This is a genomic window from Pandoraea sputorum (genome assembly GCF_000814845.2).
Classification (GTDB): Bacteria; Pseudomonadota; Gammaproteobacteria; order Burkholderiales; family Burkholderiaceae; genus Pandoraea; species Pandoraea sputorum.
Genome location: NZ_CP010431.2, coordinates 1,793,907 through 1,811,833, shown reverse-complemented (window position 1 = coordinate 1,811,833; position 17,927 = coordinate 1,793,907). Strand labels below are relative to the sequence as shown.

At 62.9% G+C, this 17,927-nt stretch carries 13 protein-coding genes; 4 read left to right on the top strand and 9 right to left on the bottom strand.

Annotation, left to right across the window (positions count from 1 at the left end; translation table 11 throughout):
• Nucleotides 1-206: 206 nt before the first annotated feature.
• On the bottom strand, nt 207-1,118 hold the full coding sequence (locus NA29_RS08095) for an IclR family transcriptional regulator (RefSeq protein ID WP_084103551.1): 912 nt from the start codon (nt 1,116-1,118) through the stop codon (nt 207-209).
• Between the two features lie 228 nt (nt 1,119-1,346).
• On the opposite strand from NA29_RS08095, the gene NA29_RS08090 reads away from it, so the two are divergent.
• Nucleotides 1,347-3,716 carry a cytochrome P450/oxidoreductase gene (locus NA29_RS08090; RefSeq protein ID WP_039397387.1) on the top strand — a complete coding sequence of 790 codons (2,370 nt, stop codon included), beginning with the start codon at nt 1,347-1,349 and terminating at the stop codon, nt 3,714-3,716.
• Between the two features lie 114 nt (nt 3,717-3,830).
• Here NA29_RS08090 and NA29_RS08085 read toward each other — a convergent pair whose 3' ends face one another.
• Both NA29_RS08085 and NA29_RS08080 read right to left on the bottom strand, forming a co-directional pair.
• Nucleotides 3,831-5,048 (bottom strand): multidrug effflux MFS transporter, encoded by a 1,218-nt coding sequence (locus tag NA29_RS08085; RefSeq protein WP_039397384.1) that lies wholly within the window; start codon nt 5,046-5,048, stop codon nt 3,831-3,833.
• 185 nt (nt 5,049-5,233) lie between these two features.
• Complete coding sequence (locus NA29_RS08080; protein ID WP_039397382.1) at nt 5,234-6,601, bottom strand: MFS transporter; 1,368 nt, start codon at nt 6,599-6,601, stop codon at nt 5,234-5,236.
• 578 nt (nt 6,602-7,179) lie between these two features.
• On the opposite strand from NA29_RS08080, the gene NA29_RS08075 reads away from it, so the two are divergent.
• Nucleotides 7,180-7,833, top strand: a complete 654-nt coding sequence (locus NA29_RS08075) for a hypothetical protein (protein WP_039397381.1) — start codon at nt 7,180-7,182, stop codon at nt 7,831-7,833.
• Between the two features lie 123 nt (nt 7,834-7,956).
• On the opposite strand, the gene NA29_RS08070 is transcribed toward NA29_RS08075, so the two are convergent.
• Nucleotides 7,957-8,247: a hypothetical protein gene (locus tag NA29_RS08070; RefSeq protein WP_039397379.1), complete on the bottom strand. Its 291-nt coding sequence runs from the start codon at nt 8,245-8,247 to the stop codon at nt 7,957-7,959.
• 177 nt (nt 8,248-8,424) lie between these two features.
• Nucleotides 8,425-10,020 carry an EAL domain-containing protein gene (locus NA29_RS08065; RefSeq protein WP_084103549.1) on the bottom strand — a complete coding sequence of 532 codons (1,596 nt, stop codon included), beginning with the start codon at nt 10,018-10,020 and terminating at the stop codon, nt 8,425-8,427.
• Between the two features lie 210 nt (nt 10,021-10,230).
• Here NA29_RS08065 and NA29_RS08060 point away from each other — a divergent pair, with 210 nt between their 5' ends.
• Entirely contained in the window at nt 10,231-10,548 is a 318-nt protein-coding gene (locus NA29_RS08060) for a hypothetical protein (protein ID WP_150659816.1), read from the top strand.
• A gap of 1 nt (nt 10,549) precedes the next feature.
• On the opposite strand, the gene NA29_RS08055 is transcribed toward NA29_RS08060, so the two are convergent.
• Nucleotides 10,550-11,452, bottom strand: a complete 903-nt coding sequence (locus tag NA29_RS08055; protein ID WP_039397373.1) for a LysR family transcriptional regulator — start codon at nt 11,450-11,452, stop codon at nt 10,550-10,552.
• A 203-nt stretch (nt 11,453-11,655) separates the two neighbouring features.
• Between NA29_RS08055 and scpC the strand changes: the two genes are divergently transcribed.
• Nucleotides 11,656-13,152, top strand: a complete 1,497-nt coding sequence (gene scpC, locus NA29_RS08050) for a succinyl-CoA:acetate CoA-transferase ScpC (RefSeq protein WP_039397371.1) — start codon at nt 11,656-11,658, stop codon at nt 13,150-13,152.
• Between the two features lie 251 nt (nt 13,153-13,403).
• On the opposite strand, the gene NA29_RS08045 is transcribed toward scpC, so the two are convergent.
• The 3 genes from NA29_RS08045 to NA29_RS08035 all read right to left on the bottom strand — a co-directional run bounded on the left by NA29_RS08045 (nt 13,404) and on the right by NA29_RS08035 (nt 17,681).
• Nucleotides 13,404-14,999: a methyl-accepting chemotaxis protein gene (locus tag NA29_RS08045; protein ID WP_052252622.1), complete on the bottom strand. Its 1,596-nt coding sequence runs from the start codon at nt 14,997-14,999 to the stop codon at nt 13,404-13,406.
• Nucleotides 15,000-15,230: 231 nt separating this feature from the next.
• Entirely contained in the window at nt 15,231-15,587 is a 357-nt protein-coding gene (locus NA29_RS08040) for a GFA family protein (protein ID WP_039397369.1), read from the bottom strand.
• Nucleotides 15,588-15,800: 213 nt separating this feature from the next.
• Nucleotides 15,801-17,681 carry a methyl-accepting chemotaxis protein gene (locus tag NA29_RS08035; protein ID WP_052252621.1) on the bottom strand — a complete coding sequence of 627 codons (1,881 nt, stop codon included), beginning with the start codon at nt 17,679-17,681 and terminating at the stop codon, nt 15,801-15,803.
• Nucleotides 17,682-17,927: the final 246 nt, after the last annotated feature.

Below are 17,927 nucleotides of genomic sequence, written 5' to 3'. Positions count from 1 at the left end.
AGGCTGCGTCATCGGCAATCGCTTATTTGTTAATGAGAATCATTATCAAATAGTAGCACAAAGGTGTACGCAAATGGAGTGACAAAGGCGTGGGAATTCGCTTGTTTAAACGGGAGAACGCCCAGACGCGGCCAGCCGCGAAGGCGGCGACCGCATGAGCGCATCAGATTGGGAAATATCGGAGGCTGACCGGCCCCCCGGTCGCTTCAGGCCCCGGCAGGCAGCGGCGGCCGGTAGCCCAGCGCATGGCTTGCCGCCAGCGCCTCACGCCGTACCGCTTCGCCGATGGGGCTGTCCATGCGGGCATCGAACCCGCCCGTTGCCCCGAGTGCGGTAATGACGCCGACGAGGCGGCCGTCGTAATTGAAGACGGGGGCGGCGATTGCGCTAATGCCGGTCAGGTTCGTGTCGCGCACGCTGGCGCCTTGCGCCGCACGCACCGAGGCTCGCAACGCCCCAATAGGATCAGAGGCGTCGAGTTGCGTGCGGTGTTCCGGCGTGGCGTGCGCCAGTTCGCTCTCGGCCATGGCCAGCACCTGCGGGTCGTCGAGCAGACCGAGGAAGACGCGACCGGCGGCCGACCACAGGACCGACATGACCGAGCCGATCCGCACGTTGATCGTCACCGGCAGGCCCGGCTCCTCGAAGCGCACGATGGTCGGTCCCTTGTTGCCCATCACGGCAATGAAGCAGGTCACATCGAAGGCTTCGCGCAGACGCACCAGTGCCGGTTCGGCGGCCCGCACCGGGTCGGCCTGACGCATGGCGGCAACGCCGAGCAGCATCGCTTCGAGGCCGAGGTAATAGTGTTGCGAGTCGGCGTCCTGCGCGACGAGCCCTTCTTCCACGAGGCTCATCAGATAGCGGTGAACTTTGGCGGGACTTTGCTGCACGTGCAGGGCCAGTGCCGTCAGGCTCGCCCGGCCGCCCAGTCGGGCCAGCCCCTTGAGCACGACCATGCCGGTCTCGGCCGACTGCACGCGCTGGCGGCGGCCGCGCTCGCGGGGCGCATCCAGGGCGTCGCTGGTCGAGACGGTGGCAGCGTCGGCGGCTGCCTCGCGGGAAAGCGTAGCCGCACTTCGCGGGCGGCCTGCTGTGGGTCGTTTGCTTGTCGTCATCGGCGAGATTTTAAGATGCAAACCAATGTTGCTCGATGTCGACAAGTCTAGAGGTTAACCCCAGTCTACGAATTTACGCTATGCGTATTATATTTACGCTTAACAGATTCAGAGAATGTGACAGGCAACGCTCCTCTACACTTGATTCATTGTGTGCGTCGCCGCGCGACCCTTGCGGGGTCGCTGCCGTATTCTCGCACCGGACTAAACGCCTCAGAGAGCGAGCGGATGAGCCAGACACTTTCCCCCACTTCCAGCGCCACGGCCGCCAGCGCCGGCGGCTGCCCGTTTCATCAACCGTCGGCCCCGTCGACGACTCAGGCACCGAACGGCTGCCCGGTCAGCGCCCGCGCGGCCGACTTCGATCCGTTCGAAGACGGCTATCAGCAAGACCCGCCCGAATATGTGCGCTGGGCGCGCGAGCAGGAACCGGTGTTCTACAGCCCGAAGCTCGGCTACTGGGTTGTAACGCGTTACGACGACATCAAGGCGATCTTCCGTGACAACATCACGTTCAGCCCGTCGATTGCGCTGGAAAAGATCACGCCGACCGGCCCGGAAGCCAACGAAGTGCTCGCCTCCTACGGCTTCGCGCTGAACCGCACGCTGGTGAACGAAGACGAGCCCGCGCACATGCCGCGCCGTCGCGTGCTGATGGAGCCGTTCACGCCTGAGCATCTGAAGCATCACGAGCCGCTGGTGCGTCAGCTCGCGCGCGAATACGTCGACCGCTTCGTGAACGACGGCCGTGCCGACCTCGTCGATCAGATGTTGTGGGAAGTGCCGCTGACGGTGGCGCTGCACTTCCTCGGCGTGCCCGAAGAAGACATGGACAAGTTGCGCGAGTACTCGATTGCGCACACGGTCAACACCTGGGGACGGCCGAAGCCCGAAGAGCAAGTCGCCGTGGCGCATGCCGTCGGCAATTTCTGGCAACTCGCGGGCAAGATTCTCGACAAGATGCGTCAGAATCCGGACGGTCCGGGCTGGATGCAATACGGCATTCGCAAGCAGAAGGATCACCCGGAAGTCGTGACCGACTCCTATCTGCATTCGATGATGATGGCGGGCATTGTGGCCGCGCACGAAACGACGGCCAACGCCACGGCCAACGCGATGAAGCTGCTGCTCTCGCACCCGGACGTCTGGCGCGAGATCTGCGAAGATCCGTCGCTGATTCCGAACGCGGTGGAAGAGTGTCTGCGTCACAACGGTTCGGTGGCGGCATGGCGTCGTCTCGCGACGAAGGACGTCAACATCGGCGGCATCGAGATTGCTGCCGGGTCGAAGCTCCTGATCGTGACGTCGTCCGCCAACCACGACGAAGCGCATTTCGCCGACGCAGACCTGTTCGACATCCGTCGTGAAAACGCCAGCGATCAGTTGACGTTTGGCTACGGCTCGCATCAGTGCATGGGCAAGAACCTCGCCCGCATGGAGATGCAGATCTTCCTGGAAGAGTTCACGCGCCGCCTGCCGCACATGACGCTGGCCGAGCAGAAGTTCACGTACGTGCCGAACACGTCGTTCCGCGGTCCGGAGCATGTCTTCGTGGAATGGGATCCGGCGCAGAATCCGGAGCTTCGCGATCCGTCCGTGCTGGAGCGTCATGCGCCGGTGCGTATCGGTGAGCCGTCGGGCCATAGTGTCACGCGTCCTGTCGTGGTCGAGTCGGTCACGCCGGTTGCCGAGGGCATCGTCAAGCTGCGCCTGGTCGCGCCGGACGGCCGCACCCTGCCGCGCTGGGCACCGGGCTCGCACATCGACATCGAATGCGGCGAGACGGGGCTGTCGCGTCAGTATTCGTTGTGCGGCGACCCGATGGACGCCGCCGCACTGGAAATCGCGGTGCTGCACGAGCCGGAAGGCCGTGGCGGTTCGAACTGGGTTCACACGCAGGTCTCGGTCGGCGATCGTCTGCGCATTCGCGGTCCGCGCAATCACTTCCGTCTGGACGAAACGACGCCGCGCGCCATCTTCGTTGCAGGTGGCATCGGCGTCACCCCGATTGCCGCGATGGCTCGTCGCGCCAAGGTGCTGGGCATCGACTACGAGATTCACTACAGTGGCCGCAGCCGTCGCACGATGGCCCTCGTCGACGAGTTGCAAACGCTGCATGGCGACCGCCTGCATCTGTGGGTGAAGGACGAAGGGCAACGCGCGGACTACGCGGCGCTGCTGGCGACGCCGCAGGACGGCACGCAGGTATACGCCTGCGGTCCGGTGCGCATGCTCGATGGTCTGGCGCAATGCTGCGCGCACTGGCCGGACGACACATTGCGCGTCGAACACTTCCAGTCGCAACTGGGCACGCTAGACCCCGAGAAGGAACATGCCTTCGAGGTCACGCTGAAGGATTCGGGCATCACGGTGATGGTGCCCGCCGATCAGACCCTGCTCACCGCATTGCGTGCGGCGAATATCGACGTGCAGAGCGACTGCGAGGAAGGCTTGTGCGGCTCATGCGAAGTGCAGGTGCTGGAGGGCGACGTGGATCACCGCGACGTGGTGCTCACCCGCACGGAGCGCGACGCCAACACGAAGATGATGTCCTGCTGCTCACGCGCCTGCGGCAAGAAGCTGGTGCTGGCGCTGTAAGACAACACGAAGGCTGAGAAACAAGCGAAGGGGCGCTGCGATAGGCGGCGCCCGCTTCAACGGGCCGGTCGTCCTGACCCGCCGCGCTACGGACATAGTCGGACTTGGTCCGACTTAGTGCGACAAGCTCTGCGGCTTGCGCAACATCGTCATTAGCGACACGAGCGCCAGAATGGCGAAGCCGCACATCACCGTCACGAGCGGCCGAGGCGAACCGTCTCCTAGCAAGCCGAGCAAGCCACCTGCCGCAAAACCGAAGCCGTACTGCACGCTGCCGACGAGCGCTGCCGCAGCCCCGGCGCGCGTCGGGTGATTCGCGAGCGCGCCCGCCACCGAATTCGCCGTGATGATGCCGCGCAGCGACATGAACAGGAACAGCATCGCCACCATCAGCGGCAGCAGTACGACGCCCATCCACACCGCAGCGCATAGTACCGACGTCACGATCGCACACCCGATGATGCCAATGCGCATCAGCCGGTACGAACCTATCTGTCCCACGCGTCGCGAATTGAACATCGTCATCGCAGCCATGCCGACGATATTGATGCCAAACAACACACCGAAGAACTGCGGCGAGACATGGAAGTACTCCATGTATACGAGCGGCGTGCCGGTGATGTAAGTGAACGACGCCCCGAAGACGGCGCCCCCCGCCACCATGTAGCCAACAAAATGCACGTCGCGCAGCAAATGCCAGTACGACATGGCGATGGCGCGCGGCCCGCCCGTCTGACGGCCGTTCACGTTGCCCGTCTCCGGCAGACGCCACAACGCCATCAATGCCCCCACGCCGAACACCGCGAGAATGCCGAAAATCACGCGCCACGTCGTGAAGCGCAGCATCTGTCCGCCCACCAGCGGCGCAACAATGGGCGCTACGCTCATCACCAGCAACATGATCGAGAAGGCGCGCGCGCTGTTACGCGGGCCGTATACGTCGCGCACGATGGCCTGCGCAATCACCGGCATGGCACAACCGCCAAGCGCCTGCACGAAGCGCCACATCATCATGTGGTCGATGCTGTCGGCAAACGCGCAGCCGATGCTGCCGAAGACGTACAACACGATCCCCGCCGCCATTGGCTTGCGACGCCCGAAGCGATCCGCGAGCGGCCCCCAGACCAACTGTCCGAAAGCGAAGCCGAGGAAGAAATACGAGAGCGTCAGTTGGGTGGCCGCAGCGCTCGCGCCGAGTTCGTGACGCATCGTCGGCAGCCCCGGCAGATACATATCCGTCGACGCAGGCGCGATCATCATGAACAGGCCGAGAATGCCCAACAGCACGCGCTCGGATGGCAAGGCAGGAGAGAGTTCGGACGTCGAGGTCATTTATCGTTTTGATTATGCTGTGCGACGCCTGACGCATCGCAGGAGACGTCGCAAAAACGACGACGCCCGCCATGATAACGCTGGCGGGCGTCGCACTTTCATACTCGATGGTTATCGGACACTTAACCGCTGCTTATGTCGCTGTCGCATGCATGTGTCCGTTTTTGCGCATTGCACCAGGCCAATCAGCTTGCCGTGGCGGTGCGCAGATTGCCACCGTCGCCGCGCTGGGTGCGGGCAATCGCCAGCACGCCGATCAGGGATACGCATGCCGGTACCGCCGCAGCAAGGAACAGCGACGACGACGACCATTGCAGATGCATCAACGCGCCGCCCAGCACCGGCCCCAGCACCGAACCGATACGGCCGATGCCCAGGCTCCAGCCGATGCCGGTGGAGCGCAGCGACGTCGGATAGTAAGTCGCGGCCAGTGCGTTAAGCGCCGGCTGGCCACCGATGATCGAGAAGCCTGCGAAGAAGATCGCCACGAACACCGCCACCATCGACACCATCACCACCGGATTGCCGATGGCCGCCGTGGCCGCAATCGCAATCAGGAACGTCACGGCCAGCACGCTGGTGAAACCCACGCGGTCGATCACACGTCCGAGCAGCAGCGTACCAATCACGCCGCCCGCCCACAGGGCGGTGCCCGCCATCACGGCGACTTGCGTCGAATAGCCTGCGTCGCGGATCACCGTCGGCAGCCAGTTCGACAGGAAGTACATGTCGAGCAGGTTGGCGAAGTTGATGACCCACAGCAGCATCGTCACGCGTGCGCGGCCGTCCTTGAACAGCTCGATGAACGGCACACCCTTCGCCTTTTGCTCGTCGAGGATGAAACGGGCGTCCGCCGGTACGTTCGCGCCCGGCGCGACACGCAACAACTGCTTGCGAATACGCGCGTTATCGCCAGGCTTCGGGCCCTTCTTGAACATCAGGAACTGGATCGATTCCGGCAGCGAGGCCCACATCAGCAGGCCCAGCACCAGCGGGATGGCCCCACCGATGTAGAACACGGCGCGCCAGCCCAGATCGGGAATGATGGCGGCAGTAATCAACCCGCCGACCACACCGCCCAGCGTAAAGCCGCACGACACGATCATCATCAGCGAAACGCGGATGCGACGCGGGCTGTACTCGCCTGCCAGCGCCATCGCGTTCGGCATGATGCAACCCAACCCCAGCCCGGCAGCGAAGCGCCACACAATCAGCTCGGTGATCGAATTGGCGAAGCCGGTGACGATCATGCACACGGAGAAAAACAGCGTCGCGCCGATCAGCACCGGACGGCGGCCCAACTTGTCGGCCAGCGCCGAGAACGTCAGCGAGCCGACGAGCATGCCGAACAACCCCGCGCCGAAGACCGGCGAGAGCGTTTCCTTGGCAATGCCCCACTCGCGAATGACCACCGGCGCCACATAACCCATGGCCTGAACGTCAAAACCATCCACGACCAGACACATCGCGCACAGCGCGATCACCCACCACTGATAACCGCCCAGTCGACTCTCGTCGATCAGAGCACCCACATTCACTTCTGCTGCTTTCATCCTGTCTCCAAACGTTCTCGCAACTTCGCGGTTTTGCGTCCCGGTCGAGCCGCCGGGGAAATTACGCTTTGCGGAAGTTTATATCGCCGAACGTAAATCAATGCTTGGTGTAAACACTTAGATTTCCGGGGGTTGCGATCATTGTCGGACGCGCATCGGATTGCGGTCGGGCGCATGAGAAATATCCGTCGCCCTGGCAAACGGTCGCTATCTTTGTGGTTTTTCTCCATCTGAATGATGGGAGAACGCCTCGGTGATGCACCAAATGGCTATACGGGACGGGGAATTAGGCGATTCGCGGGCAAAAAAGCGACGAATTGTCGCAGATGTGGTTTTTCTACAGATTTTTTTAACAAAGGTTTACCCGTCTAGGGATTTCCCTGATATAGTTGCACCTGTCTCCTCCACCTCCTCCTGGTGGATTTCACGGCCAGCAACGCGCTGGCCGTTTTTTTTGCCTGTCGCATTCGTAACGTCTTCGGCGCATCGCTTTGGAGCGCAGGGGCGCTAACGGAACGTAATGCATGCGGGCGGGCAGCGACGTAGCCGACGCATCTTCCTGCGCTACACTCGACGCCATGAAACTCGCACCACTCACCACCCTGCTTTGTGTTGTGCCGCTGGTCGGCTCGCTTGCCGGCTGTTACGTCGTGCAGTACCCGGGCGGCGCACTGACGCTCTCCCCGACCCCCACGGCGCCGCAAGCCTTGCGCGCTGCGCCGGGCACCGTTCTGAATGGCGACGTCGCGACGGCGCCCGTGCCGACACCGACCGTTGCGTCGACACCGGTACGCCCCGCGCCCACACCTGCGCCCGTATATCCAAACGGCTCGCCTGTGCCGCGCGACTTCCAGCCCGGCAACAACTCGCCCGTCCCGCCGGACTATCGGCCACCCGCACCCTCGGGACAAACAGCACGTCCTGGCACAATCCCAGCCTACCCGACCTACCCGAACGGTTCGCCGGTGCCGCCCGACTACGTGCCGCCGCAGGGTAACGCCGCTTACTCGACGTATTCCGCCTACTCGTCGTATTCGCCCGACCCGGGCTTCGTGCCGTACGCCGCCTATCCGGCCTATCCGGCCTATCCGGCCTATGCGGCCTACCCTGCGTATGCGCCGGTCTACCCGGCATACGCCCCATCGCCGTGGCTCAGCAATGTGTCGCTTTCGTTCTCATGGGGACGTGGCTGGGGCGGCTGGGGTGGCCGTTGCTGTCATCGCTGGCGCTGAGCGGCCGAGGGCCGCTCGGGCAACGCGAGCGTTCGATGCGCGCAGGGGCTGCGCGTCATTTGCGAGTGATGTATGAGTGAAGCAAGCCGATCGGCTTGCGTGTCGTCGTGCAGGACGTTGCGCTTAATGCGTCGTGCTTTGCGTCGTGTTGCGAGCCGTCTCGTTCTCTCTTGCGACGCGATCCTCGATGCGGCATTCGATACGTTTTCGAATCTGTGCGGCCGCATCGGACGCGCAAACCGCGTCGATGCTCGAGAACTCGCAACGGCCGATGTAATCGCCTTCGCAATACGCGTCGACTGCGCCGTCAAAGCGCTTGTCGGCACGCGGTGTGATCGCACCCATCAGTTCGAACGGACGTCCTGGCGCCGTATTGCTAACGTAGTGCCACTGGAATTTGAACGAATCTGTCATAAGTCCCCTCTCTCAAGCGACAGCTAAAGGTCTGCCGGCCTGCCAGCCGATGCTGTTTTTTGAGGAATCGTAACATGTTCATCAATTCCGACCGACGTTCGAAAAAAAAAGCGGCTCGCCAGGGCGGCGAGCCGGACAGTCCGTGGAGGTCGGGGGCACATCAGGACCACGGTGATTTCACTGTAGTCCCGAATCGTTGTCGTTATTCTCGGTAATTTGCCTGATACGCCGACCGGAATCCTCAAGTTCGTCCGCAGGCACCGCCTTGCCGAACAACCATCCCTGCCCGATCGCATCGGGGCAAATCGCCAGCATGTAGTCCGCCTGCGCTTGCCTTTCCAATCCCTCCACGATGATCTCGACGTTCAGCAGCGCCGCCATCTTGCAGATCTGGTCGACGATTGCGCTGCCCACCGTATCCGTCCCGATGGCCTGCGTGAACATGCGATCGATCTTCAGCGCATCGACATTGAGCGTCGACAAGTACGCGAGATTCGAAAACCCGGTGCCGAAGTCGTCGATGTGAATCTGATAGCCGTCCACGCGTAGCCGATCGAGCGCTTCGCGAAGACGCGTCATGTTGTCGGTGGAGCGTTCGGTCACCTCCAGCGCAATCTGTGCGCGCGGCACTCGCAGCGATGCGGCCAAATGGTTCAGAAACGTGTGGAAGGTGCGATCGACAACGTCCACGGCCGCGAGATTGATGCTGATGTGGAATTCGGGGTCGGCCAGTGCCCGTCCGTGCATGTCGATCAGTGCCTGACGCGCGACCTGACGCGTGATCAGACCGATCACGCCGCGTCGTTCCGCAATAGGAATGAACATGTCCGGCGAAATCGGGTTGCCCGCGCTGTCGTTCAGGCGTGCGAGCGCTTCTACGCCAACCGTCTTCCCGTCGCGCAGCCTGACCAGCGGCTGATAGACGAGGTGAATGCCGCCCGACTCGGCGGCCTGCTGCGTCACCCAGTCGATCGACGTGCGATAACGCTGGCGCAGACGCCACGACTGCCCCAGCGCGCCGCCGGCCACCGCGCCAATGGCAAGCGTCAGCAGCAATCCCCACAGGTTGGTCACGATCCGCGACGACGTATAAACCGCCGACGCGCACACATCCACGCTGTTCGAACACAGCGAGAACTGGCGCACCGGTCCGATGTCGAGCCAGCGCGACGCCTCGCCCAGCGTAATGCGTTGCTGGTCCTCGGCGAGTCCCGCGCGCCAGAAGACGAAGCGCATATCGCTCGTCGACGCCACCGACGCGAAGCCCGGCTCCGGCGTCGCCAGCCGCTCAGGCAACACCGGCGGGCTAAAGACGACCACGTCGCCCATGCCCATCGCATTGACCTGGACCCCCGGCGTGACGATGCCCGTGAGCGTATGCCAGAGCTTCACACCGTTGCGCGTTTCATGGTCGGCGGGCGGCAGTACCGGTGGGGGATCGAAGCGCCCCGAAACAGCGGAGCACAGCAGTTGCGAATCGTGGACCCGGGCGATGTCGTGGAAATAGGGACTGCGCATGGCGACGCGACGCAGCGCCAGGATGTCCGCGTCGTTACAAGGCACCGCGCCGCTGTACATCGCGTCGTGCAACGCGTTGCGGCTCGACACCGACGCATCGCTCATGAAGCCCATGATGTCCTGCACATAAGCGCGCAGGCGAAAATCGTCGATACGCGTCTGCGCGATCTGTCCAATCAGCAGCATGACCAGCATGCCCGCCAATGCGCCGACGAGTACCGGCAACCAGCGGGTCAACCTTCTGAGCATTTGCATGGAGAGGCGTCCACGGGGGTGCCCCGTTGCGGGGCGTGCAAGCAGTGTAGCCTACCGCCGGTCGGATGCATCGGATTGCCACACAATGCCCCGCTGAACGCGGCCGCGACGGGCCTGGCCGCTGGCTCGTAGCTCCGCGCATGAGTGGGACGATTTTGGGTCGACGCCGGGGTAACGTGGCGACTTCTTCTCATCGACAGCGAACTCGCCATGACACTCAAATTTCGCCATCCCGCGAACGGCGACGTCATCGAGATTTCGTATCTGTCCTGCATCGCGGCCTTCTTTCTCGGCCCGCTCTACCTGCTGGCGTACGGCTTCACGTGGCACGCACTCCTCTGGACGGTGCTCGCCATCGGCCCCGCTCTGCTCTGGAATGAATCGCTCCTGGCGATTTCGCTGCCCGCGACCTGCCTGCTTTACGCCGTGATGATTCATCCGCTGCTCACCAACAGACTGCGTGCGAACGGCTGGGAATCCACCGACGACGACGCCTTGCCGAGCCCCGGGCAACGCGGCTATCACTGAGTCATTCGGCGGCGTCCGCTGCCGGCATCATCGCAATGAAGCGATCCAGCGCCGCCGAGCCATGGTCTTCTCGATAGGCGAGACTGATCGGCGCTAGCGGCACGTTGCCGCCTGCGGCATCGATGGGCCAGAAGCCCATGCCCGGCGTACGAATCTGACTCACCGACGCCGGTACGAGCGACACCCCGAAGCCCGCCGCGACCATCGGCACGATGGACGTGATCTGCGGCGCCTCCTGTCCCAGCTTCGGCCGGAATCCTGCCGCCTCGCATGCGGCCACCGTGCGGTCGTAGAGCGCCGGGCTGATGTCGCGAGGCAGCAGGATGAATTCGTCCTGCGCGAGCGCTGCGAGCGGTACGCGCTCCCGCGCGCACATCGGATGCCCCAGCGGCAGCACCAGCACCATCGGCTCGTCCACGACCGGCACGCTGACGATGCCGGGCGGCACGTCGAACGGCGTGCGCACGAACGCCACGTCGACCGCATCGTCCACCAGCGCCGTGAGCAAGCTGGCCGTATTGCTCTGCTGGGGATGTAACTGCACGTCGGGATAGCGCGCGCGGAAGTCGCGAATCCACGCCGGAATCCGTGGCTCGAAATACGTCGCACCGGCAAAACCGATGCGAATGTGCCCGGCTTCGCCCCGTGAGATCTGCTGCATGCGCCGCCGGGCGCGCTCCACGCGCTCGAGAATCTGCCGCGCCTCTGGCAAGAACGCCTCGCCCAACTCCGTGAGCACCACATCGCGCGGCAGGCGCACGAACAACGGCCCGCCCAACTCTGCTTCCAGCTGCTTTATCTGCAAGCTCAGCGGCGGTTGCTGAATGCCCACCCGCGCCGCCGCACGCGTGAAATGACGCTCCTGCGCGACCGCAATGAAATATTGCAGATGCCGCAATTCCATGACCGCTCCTCCGTCAGCCCGATGCCATAGGGTTCTGCATCGCCAATACATTAAAAGTATGGAAACTTAATGTTCAATATATTGGAAATGTGACCGATGGGTCAATACACTTCGAGTCAAGCGCAGACCGGCATATCCATCGCGGGCGCGCCAAGAATCCAAGAGATTCGAATAAGAGACGAGAAGAGACGAGGAGCCTCACGATGTTTGAAGACCGCATTCGCCTGGCGTCGCTGCGCGACCGGGTGATGAGTGCCGACGATGCCGCCAGGCTCGTCGGCGACGGCATGGTGGTCGGTATGAGCGGATTCACCCGCGCCGGCGACGCCAAGGACATGCCGATTGCGCTGGCCCGTCGGGCCAAAGCCCACCCGATGAAGATCACGCTGATTACCGGGGCGTCGCTGGGGCATGACTCCGACAAGACGCTCACGGAAGCTGGCGTGCTCGCCAAGCGGCTGCCGTTTCAGGTCGACACGACGTTGCGCAGCGCGATCAATCGCGGCGAAGTGATGTTCGTCGACCAGCACCTCTCCGAGACAGTCGAATTCCTGCGCACCGGTCAGTTCGGCAAGCTGGACGTCGCGGTGATCGAAGCGGTCGCGATCACCGAAGACGGCGGCCTCGTGCCGAGTTCGTCGGTCGGCAATTCGGCGAGCTTCGCGATCCTCGCGGAAAAGGTCATCGTGGAGATTAACCTCGCGCAGCCGCTCGCTTTCGAAGGCATGCACGACATCTGGATTCCCGGCCAGCGTCCGCATCGCGCGCCGCTGCCGATCGTCGATGTGCGCGACCGCGTGGGGACGAACGTCGTCAGGATCGCGCCGGAGAAGATCGCGGCCATCGTCATTACCGACACGCCCGACAGCGCCTCGAACGCGCTGCCGCCGGACGCCGACACGCAACGTATCGCCGGGCATCTCATCGAATTCTTCCAGCACGAAGTCTCGCGCGGACGCCTGCCGCACACCCTGCCCGCGATTCAGTCGGGCATCGGCACCATTGCGAACGCCGTGCTTAGCGGCTTCATCGAATCGCCGTTCGAAGACCTGACGATGTACTCGGAAGTGCTTCAGGACTCCACGTTCGATCTGATGGACGCGGGCAAGATGGTGTTCGCTTCAGGCTCATCGATCACGGTCTCGCAGGCGGTGCAGGACCGCGTATTCAAGCAGCTGGCGCGTTATCGCGACAAGCTGGTGCTGCGTCCGCAAGAGGTCAGCAACCATCCGGAAGTGATTCGTCGACTCGGACTGATCGCGCTCAATACTGCGCTGGAAGTGGACATCTACGGCAACGTCAATTCGACGCACGTCGGCGGCACGCACATGATGAACGGCATCGGCGGCTCAGGCGATTTTGCCCGCAACGCGCGCATGGCCATCTTCGCGACGAAGTCGATTGCCAAGGACGGCAAGATTTCGAGCATCGTCCCGATGGTGCCACACGTCGATCACAACGAACACGATGTCGACATCATCGTGACGGAGCAGGGACTAGCCGATCTGCGCACCCTCGCCCCGCGCGAGCGCGTGAATCTCGTCATCGACAACTGCGCGCACCCGAGCTACCGCGAAGTGCTGCGCGACTACTATCGCGACGCCCAACGCTTTGGCGGGCAGACGCCGCACGCACTTGAGCGAGCGTTCGATCTGCACGTCAACTTGCGCGAGCGCGGCTCGATGCTGGCGGGGAAATAACGTCATTGGACATCGGTGCCGGACGCCATCGCCTGGGGGCGGGCGAACGGACGCCGATTGGCCGGCATCGACCCTAAGTGTCGGTGCCGAGAAGAACGTGAGACGCATGCGGTCTCATGGGCCGGACGCTGGTGAGAGCGTTCCGGCATTCACGGCTCGCCGGCGTGCGCGGGCGAGCCGTTTTTTACAAGGTGAGGGGTGCGTCTGCACTGAGACGCACCGGGACACAGCCGGACACAGCTAAACGAGGCTCAGGCGGAAATCCGCTGGACCGCCTGTCCCTGATTGGCCGCGCCGTCGATCCGGAAGATCGACACCAGTTCGCGCAGGCCGCTCGACTGTGCCGCCATCGACTGGGCGGCCGCCGAGGCTTCTTCCACCAGCGCCGCGTTCTGCTGCGTGACGGTATCCATCTGCATGACGGCCTGATTGACCTGCTCGATGCCCGTGCGTTGCTCGGTCGACGCGGCGGCGATTTCCGCCATCAGATCGGTCACTCGTTTAACGGCATGCACCACTTCGTCCATCGTGTTGCCCGCTTCGGCGACGAGCTTCGCACCGTCGCTCACCTGACGCGTCGACGCATCGATCAGCTCCTTGATTTCCTTCGCAGCGTTCGCACTGCGCTGTGCCAACGTACGCACTTCGCCTGCAACCACCGCGAATCCACGTCCCTGTTCACCCGCACGTGCCGCTTCGACGGCCGCGTTGAGCGCGAGGATGTTGGTCTGGAACGCGATCCCCTCTATCACGCTCGTGATGTCCGCCACGCGTGCCGAACCGTCCGAAATTTCGCGCATCGTCTCGACGACCTGACGCACGACTTCTCCGCCGCGTTGTGCAATGTGCGAAGCGTTCGACGCCAGCACATTGCCTTGCTCCGCGTTGTCGGCGTTCTGCTTGACGGTCGTCGTGAGCTCTTCCATGCTCGCCGCCGTTTCCTCCAGCGACGCCGCTTGCTGCTCCGTACGTGAGGACAGGTCGGTGTTGCCAGCGGCAATCTGCGCCGAGCCGGTGGCAATGCTCTCACTCGTGTTGCGCACCTGACCCACGACCTGCGCGAGCTTGGTATTCATATCCTTGAGCGAACCGAGCAGCAGCGCCAGTTCGTCCTGGCCTTGCACGTCGATACGCGAACTGAGATCCCCGCGCGCGACCGTCTGAGCGATCTCCACACAACGGCCGATCGGCCCCGTGATGGAGCGCGTGATCAGCCATGCCGTGAATGTCGCCACGGCCAGCGCAAGAAGAATCAACACAACGGTGGCGATGAAAGCGGCGTGATAGTTGGCTGCCGCGGCGTCCGTCGCGCCGACGGCACCCGCGCGGTTCACGGCAACGTGCTCGGCCAGCCGGTCGCTGAGCATCGCGAAGCGCTTGACGGCCTCCGTCATGACGATAGTGCGGGCTTGCGTCTTTGCCTCGTCGTCGCCCTGCTCCAGCGCGGCGACACGATTGTCGAGGGCCAGATAGTCGGCCCAGGCCGCCTTCACTGCGTCGTAGGCTCGACGATCTTCGCTCGATGCCACCATGCTGCTGTAGCTGTCGAGCGTCTTGTTCATCAGGTCGATAGACGCCAGACGTTTGGCCTCTTCGTCCTTGCGCGTGCTTTCGACGGTCGTCAGCAGCGTGGCGAGCGTTGCGCGCCGCGCCGCGTTGGCGGCCACTTGCGCGGTACCGAGCGTCTGCACGCTGGGCAGCCAGTTGTCGGCCAGATCGCGTGTTCCCCCGTAAATGCGCGACGCCTGATAGACAGCCATGCCGCCCACGATACACAAGAGAATCAGCGTGATGGCGAACCCGACGGTCAGCCGTGTGCCGATTTTGAGACTACCCAAGAACTTCATGCCCACTCCATATGCGAAAAAACGATAACAATCGCATGCGATAACGGGTGACCATTCAGAAAACTTGAGCCAATAAACCCCTGATTCTCACGCAATGGTTTTCGAAATATTCCGAATACCTGAAACCGAAACGTTTTTTCAGAGTTTTATTTCACCGGCTTTGATGATTAAACCAACGATCGGGAAAATATCATTAAATACGCAACGTCATATATTTAATGATCTATCGAATCATCGACTGGCACCATCGAAGGGTGTTGGGTTGACGGCATCGAGATCGATGTCGTCGATGCAGCGCACATTTACTGCGGCCATTTTGGCCCCATCCGGCATTTGACCAAACGCGAAAGCTTCGACGCCGCAATTCGGACAGAACTGGTGACGAATGACGTGCTTATTGAAAAGATATTCCCGCGCCTTTCCTTCGCCAGCCGTTTGTGAGAACTCTGCAATCGGGGTGAAAGCAAGAATCAACCCGCGCTTTTTGCAGATAGAACAATTGCACGTAATTGTTTTGGACAAATCAATATTCGCGGCAAAGCGAAGATCGCCGCAATGACAGCCGCCTGAGTATTGCTGATTCGCCATGACGTGTCTCCTTCGAGTTAAGGGAAACGCTACCGGCGGCGATTCTGGATGGGAGGAACTTCGGGAAGTGCCCGCCGGAATGCGCCCCATTGTGCGACAAATTCCAGCGGGCGGGCAGCGTCCGGCGGCGGTGCGCCGGCGTGCCAAAGGTGACGCGGTGGAGCGGCGTCAGCGAACGCGCCGAAGCGCTCGCTGATGCGCTCACTGATACATTTACGCCGCGAGTGCCGGTTCGTCACGCGAACCGCGTCCGCCTTGGGGCGTGTGCATCACGGTGACACCGTGACGGCTGTGCTCGCGAAGCTGGAACAGCGCCACGGTCTCGGCGAGGTTGCGCGCCTGCTCGCTGAGCATTGCGGACGCCGCAGCCGACTCTTCCACCAGCGCCGCGTTCTGTTGCGTCGACTGATCCATTTCGGCCACGCTACGGTCGATCTGGCTGATCCCGGTGCTCTGCTCCGTCACCGCCGAGTGAATCTCGCCGATCAGGCGGCGCACGCGGGCAATACCGTCGACGATCTCGCCCATCGTGTCGCCCGCCGCCTGCACGCGTTGCGTGCCGCTCTTGACGTTCTGCACCGAGGCTTCGATAAGCGTCTTGATTTCCTGCGCGGCAGCGGCGCTGCGTTGCGCCAGTGTGCGCACTTCACCGGCCACGACCGCGAAGCCACGTCCCTGCTCCCCCGCACGCGCCGCTTCCACCGCAGCGTTGAGCGCCAGGATGTTGGTCTGGAAGGCAATGCCGTCGATCACACCGATGATCTCGGTAATGCGCTCCGACGACTTGGCGATTTCGCTCATCGTGGTGACAGCACCGGTCACGACTTCACCGCCGCGCGCGGCTGCATCGCTGGCGTCGCCTGCCAGACGCGTGGCGTGTTCGGCGGCCTCGGCCGTCTGCCTGACGCTGGCCGTCAGCTCGGTGAGCGCCGCCGACGTCTCCTGCAACGTACCGGCGGAAGACTCCGTACGTTGTGACAGATCACGGTTGCCCATTTCGATTTCGCTGGTGGCCGAGGTCATGCCGTGAACGCCGGAGCGCACATCGAGCATCACGGTGCTGATCTTGTCGACGAACGCGTTGAACGAGGTCGAGATCTGCGCGACTTCGTCGTGACCGACGACATCCAGACGACGCGTCAGATCGCCGCCGCCGGAGCCGATGGTATCCATGGCGTCACGCACCTGCGACAGACGACGGAACGCTTGCGACGTGAAGAAGCTCGCGATACCGATGGCGCACAACGTCAGCACGATCAGCGAGATGACTGTGCCGCTCAACACGCGCGAAAGACCGGCGGTGGCCTCCGCCTTGTCGAGCGCTACGACGAAGAGCCAGTCGGTGCCCGGCACCGGTTGCGTCTTGACGAGCTTCGGTGCACCGCCGAGTTCGACTTCCGTCGGCTCGGTGCCGTGCTCCATCTTGACGAGCGCGTCGGGCGTGAGCGCCGAGGCGAGCTCGCTCGACTGCTTGAGCATGAACTTCTCATCGGGGTGTGCGATGACAAGACCGTCACGCGAGACCACGAACGCCAGGCTCGACGGCGTGGGATGCACGGCTTTGACGACGTCCTGCACGGCGTCAAGCGGCACGGCCCCGCTCACGGCACCGAGCGTCTGTCCGTCCCGCAGAATCGGGGCGGCGAACGACACATACAGCTTGCCCGAGGCGATGTCGGCATACGGCTTGACGACGGTCAGCTTGCCCGCCGCAGTCGCGCCCTTGTACCAGGGGCGTGCGGTCGGATCGTAGTCGGGCGGCGTGGGGCCGCTGGAGAAGTACGACTTGTCGCTCCAGCCGATGCTGGAAATCGGGAAACCATTGGTCGCGCCGAGCAGCTTTGTGAGCGCCACGCCCTGCTCGCCCTTTTCGACGGCCGCGGCGGTGCCAACGACCGACTGGCCCTTGGCGGCCGCCCAGCGTTCCACCGCGAGCGTGTTGCCCCGTGCGACCGCGTCGAGCGTGTTGGAGATGGTGGACATCATGCTGTCGCGCACGATGATGTAAGTGGTAATGCCGGAAAGGATCAGTGCACCAATGACGGTGGCACACGCGATCAGAATGATGCGTGTTCTAAGGGAAGATACTGTCATGCTGTCGAGGCAGGCCTGCGGCTAGGGGGGGTCGAAAGACAAGAGACCGGCACCCAGGCTACCGGCTCCACGAGGTGGGAGGTTCCACCTCGGAAATTACGGCAGTCACAGCGAAAACTTTAGGTATTTACCCGAATATCTGGTTCCTGATTCGCCAATCGTTACGGATAGCGAAACGTCAGGGATACGAATCGACATCGAGGAAGCCACCTGTCCGGGGAGGGCGGCGGGCAATGAATGGCGCCC

Bases quoted from the DNA above. Each gene is read 5' to 3' on its own strand.
- NA29_RS08080 (WP_039397382.1), bottom strand. From the start codon at position 6,601: ATGAAAGCAGCAGAAGTGAATGTGGGTGCTCTGATCGACGAGAGTCGA.
- NA29_RS08045 (WP_052252622.1), bottom strand. From the start codon at position 14,999: ATGAAGTTCTTGGGTAGTCTCAAAATCGGCACACGGCTGACCGTCGGG.
- NA29_RS08085 (WP_039397384.1), bottom strand. From the start codon at position 5,048: ATGACCTCGACGTCCGAACTCTCTCCTGCCTTGCCATCCGAGCGCGTG.
- NA29_RS08060 (WP_150659816.1), top strand. From the start codon at position 10,231: ATGACACTCAAATTTCGCCATCCCGCGAACGGCGACGTCATCGAGATT.
- NA29_RS08090 (WP_039397387.1), top strand. From the start codon at position 1,347: ATGAGCCAGACACTTTCCCCCACTTCCAGCGCCACGGCCGCCAGCGCC.
- NA29_RS08065 (WP_084103549.1), bottom strand. From the start codon at position 10,020: ATGCAAATGCTCAGAAGGTTGACCCGCTGGTTGCCGGTACTCGTCGGC.
- NA29_RS08055 (WP_039397373.1), bottom strand. From the start codon at position 11,452: ATGGAATTGCGGCATCTGCAATATTTCATTGCGGTCGCGCAGGAGCGT.
- NA29_RS08035 (WP_052252621.1), bottom strand. From the start codon at position 17,681: ATGACAGTATCTTCCCTTAGAACACGCATCATTCTGATCGCGTGTGCC.
- NA29_RS08070 (WP_039397379.1), bottom strand. From the start codon at position 8,247: ATGACAGATTCGTTCAAATTCCAGTGGCACTACGTTAGCAATACGGCG.
- scpC (WP_039397371.1), top strand. From the start codon at position 11,656: ATGTTTGAAGACCGCATTCGCCTGGCGTCGCTGCGCGACCGGGTGATG.
- NA29_RS08040 (WP_039397369.1), bottom strand. From the start codon at position 15,587: ATGGCGAATCAGCAATACTCAGGCGGCTGTCATTGCGGCGATCTTCGC.
- NA29_RS08095 (WP_084103551.1), bottom strand. From the start codon at position 1,118: ATGACGACAAGCAAACGACCCACAGCAGGCCGCCCGCGAAGTGCGGCT.
- NA29_RS08075 (WP_039397381.1), top strand. From the start codon at position 7,180: ATGAAACTCGCACCACTCACCACCCTGCTTTGTGTTGTGCCGCTGGTC.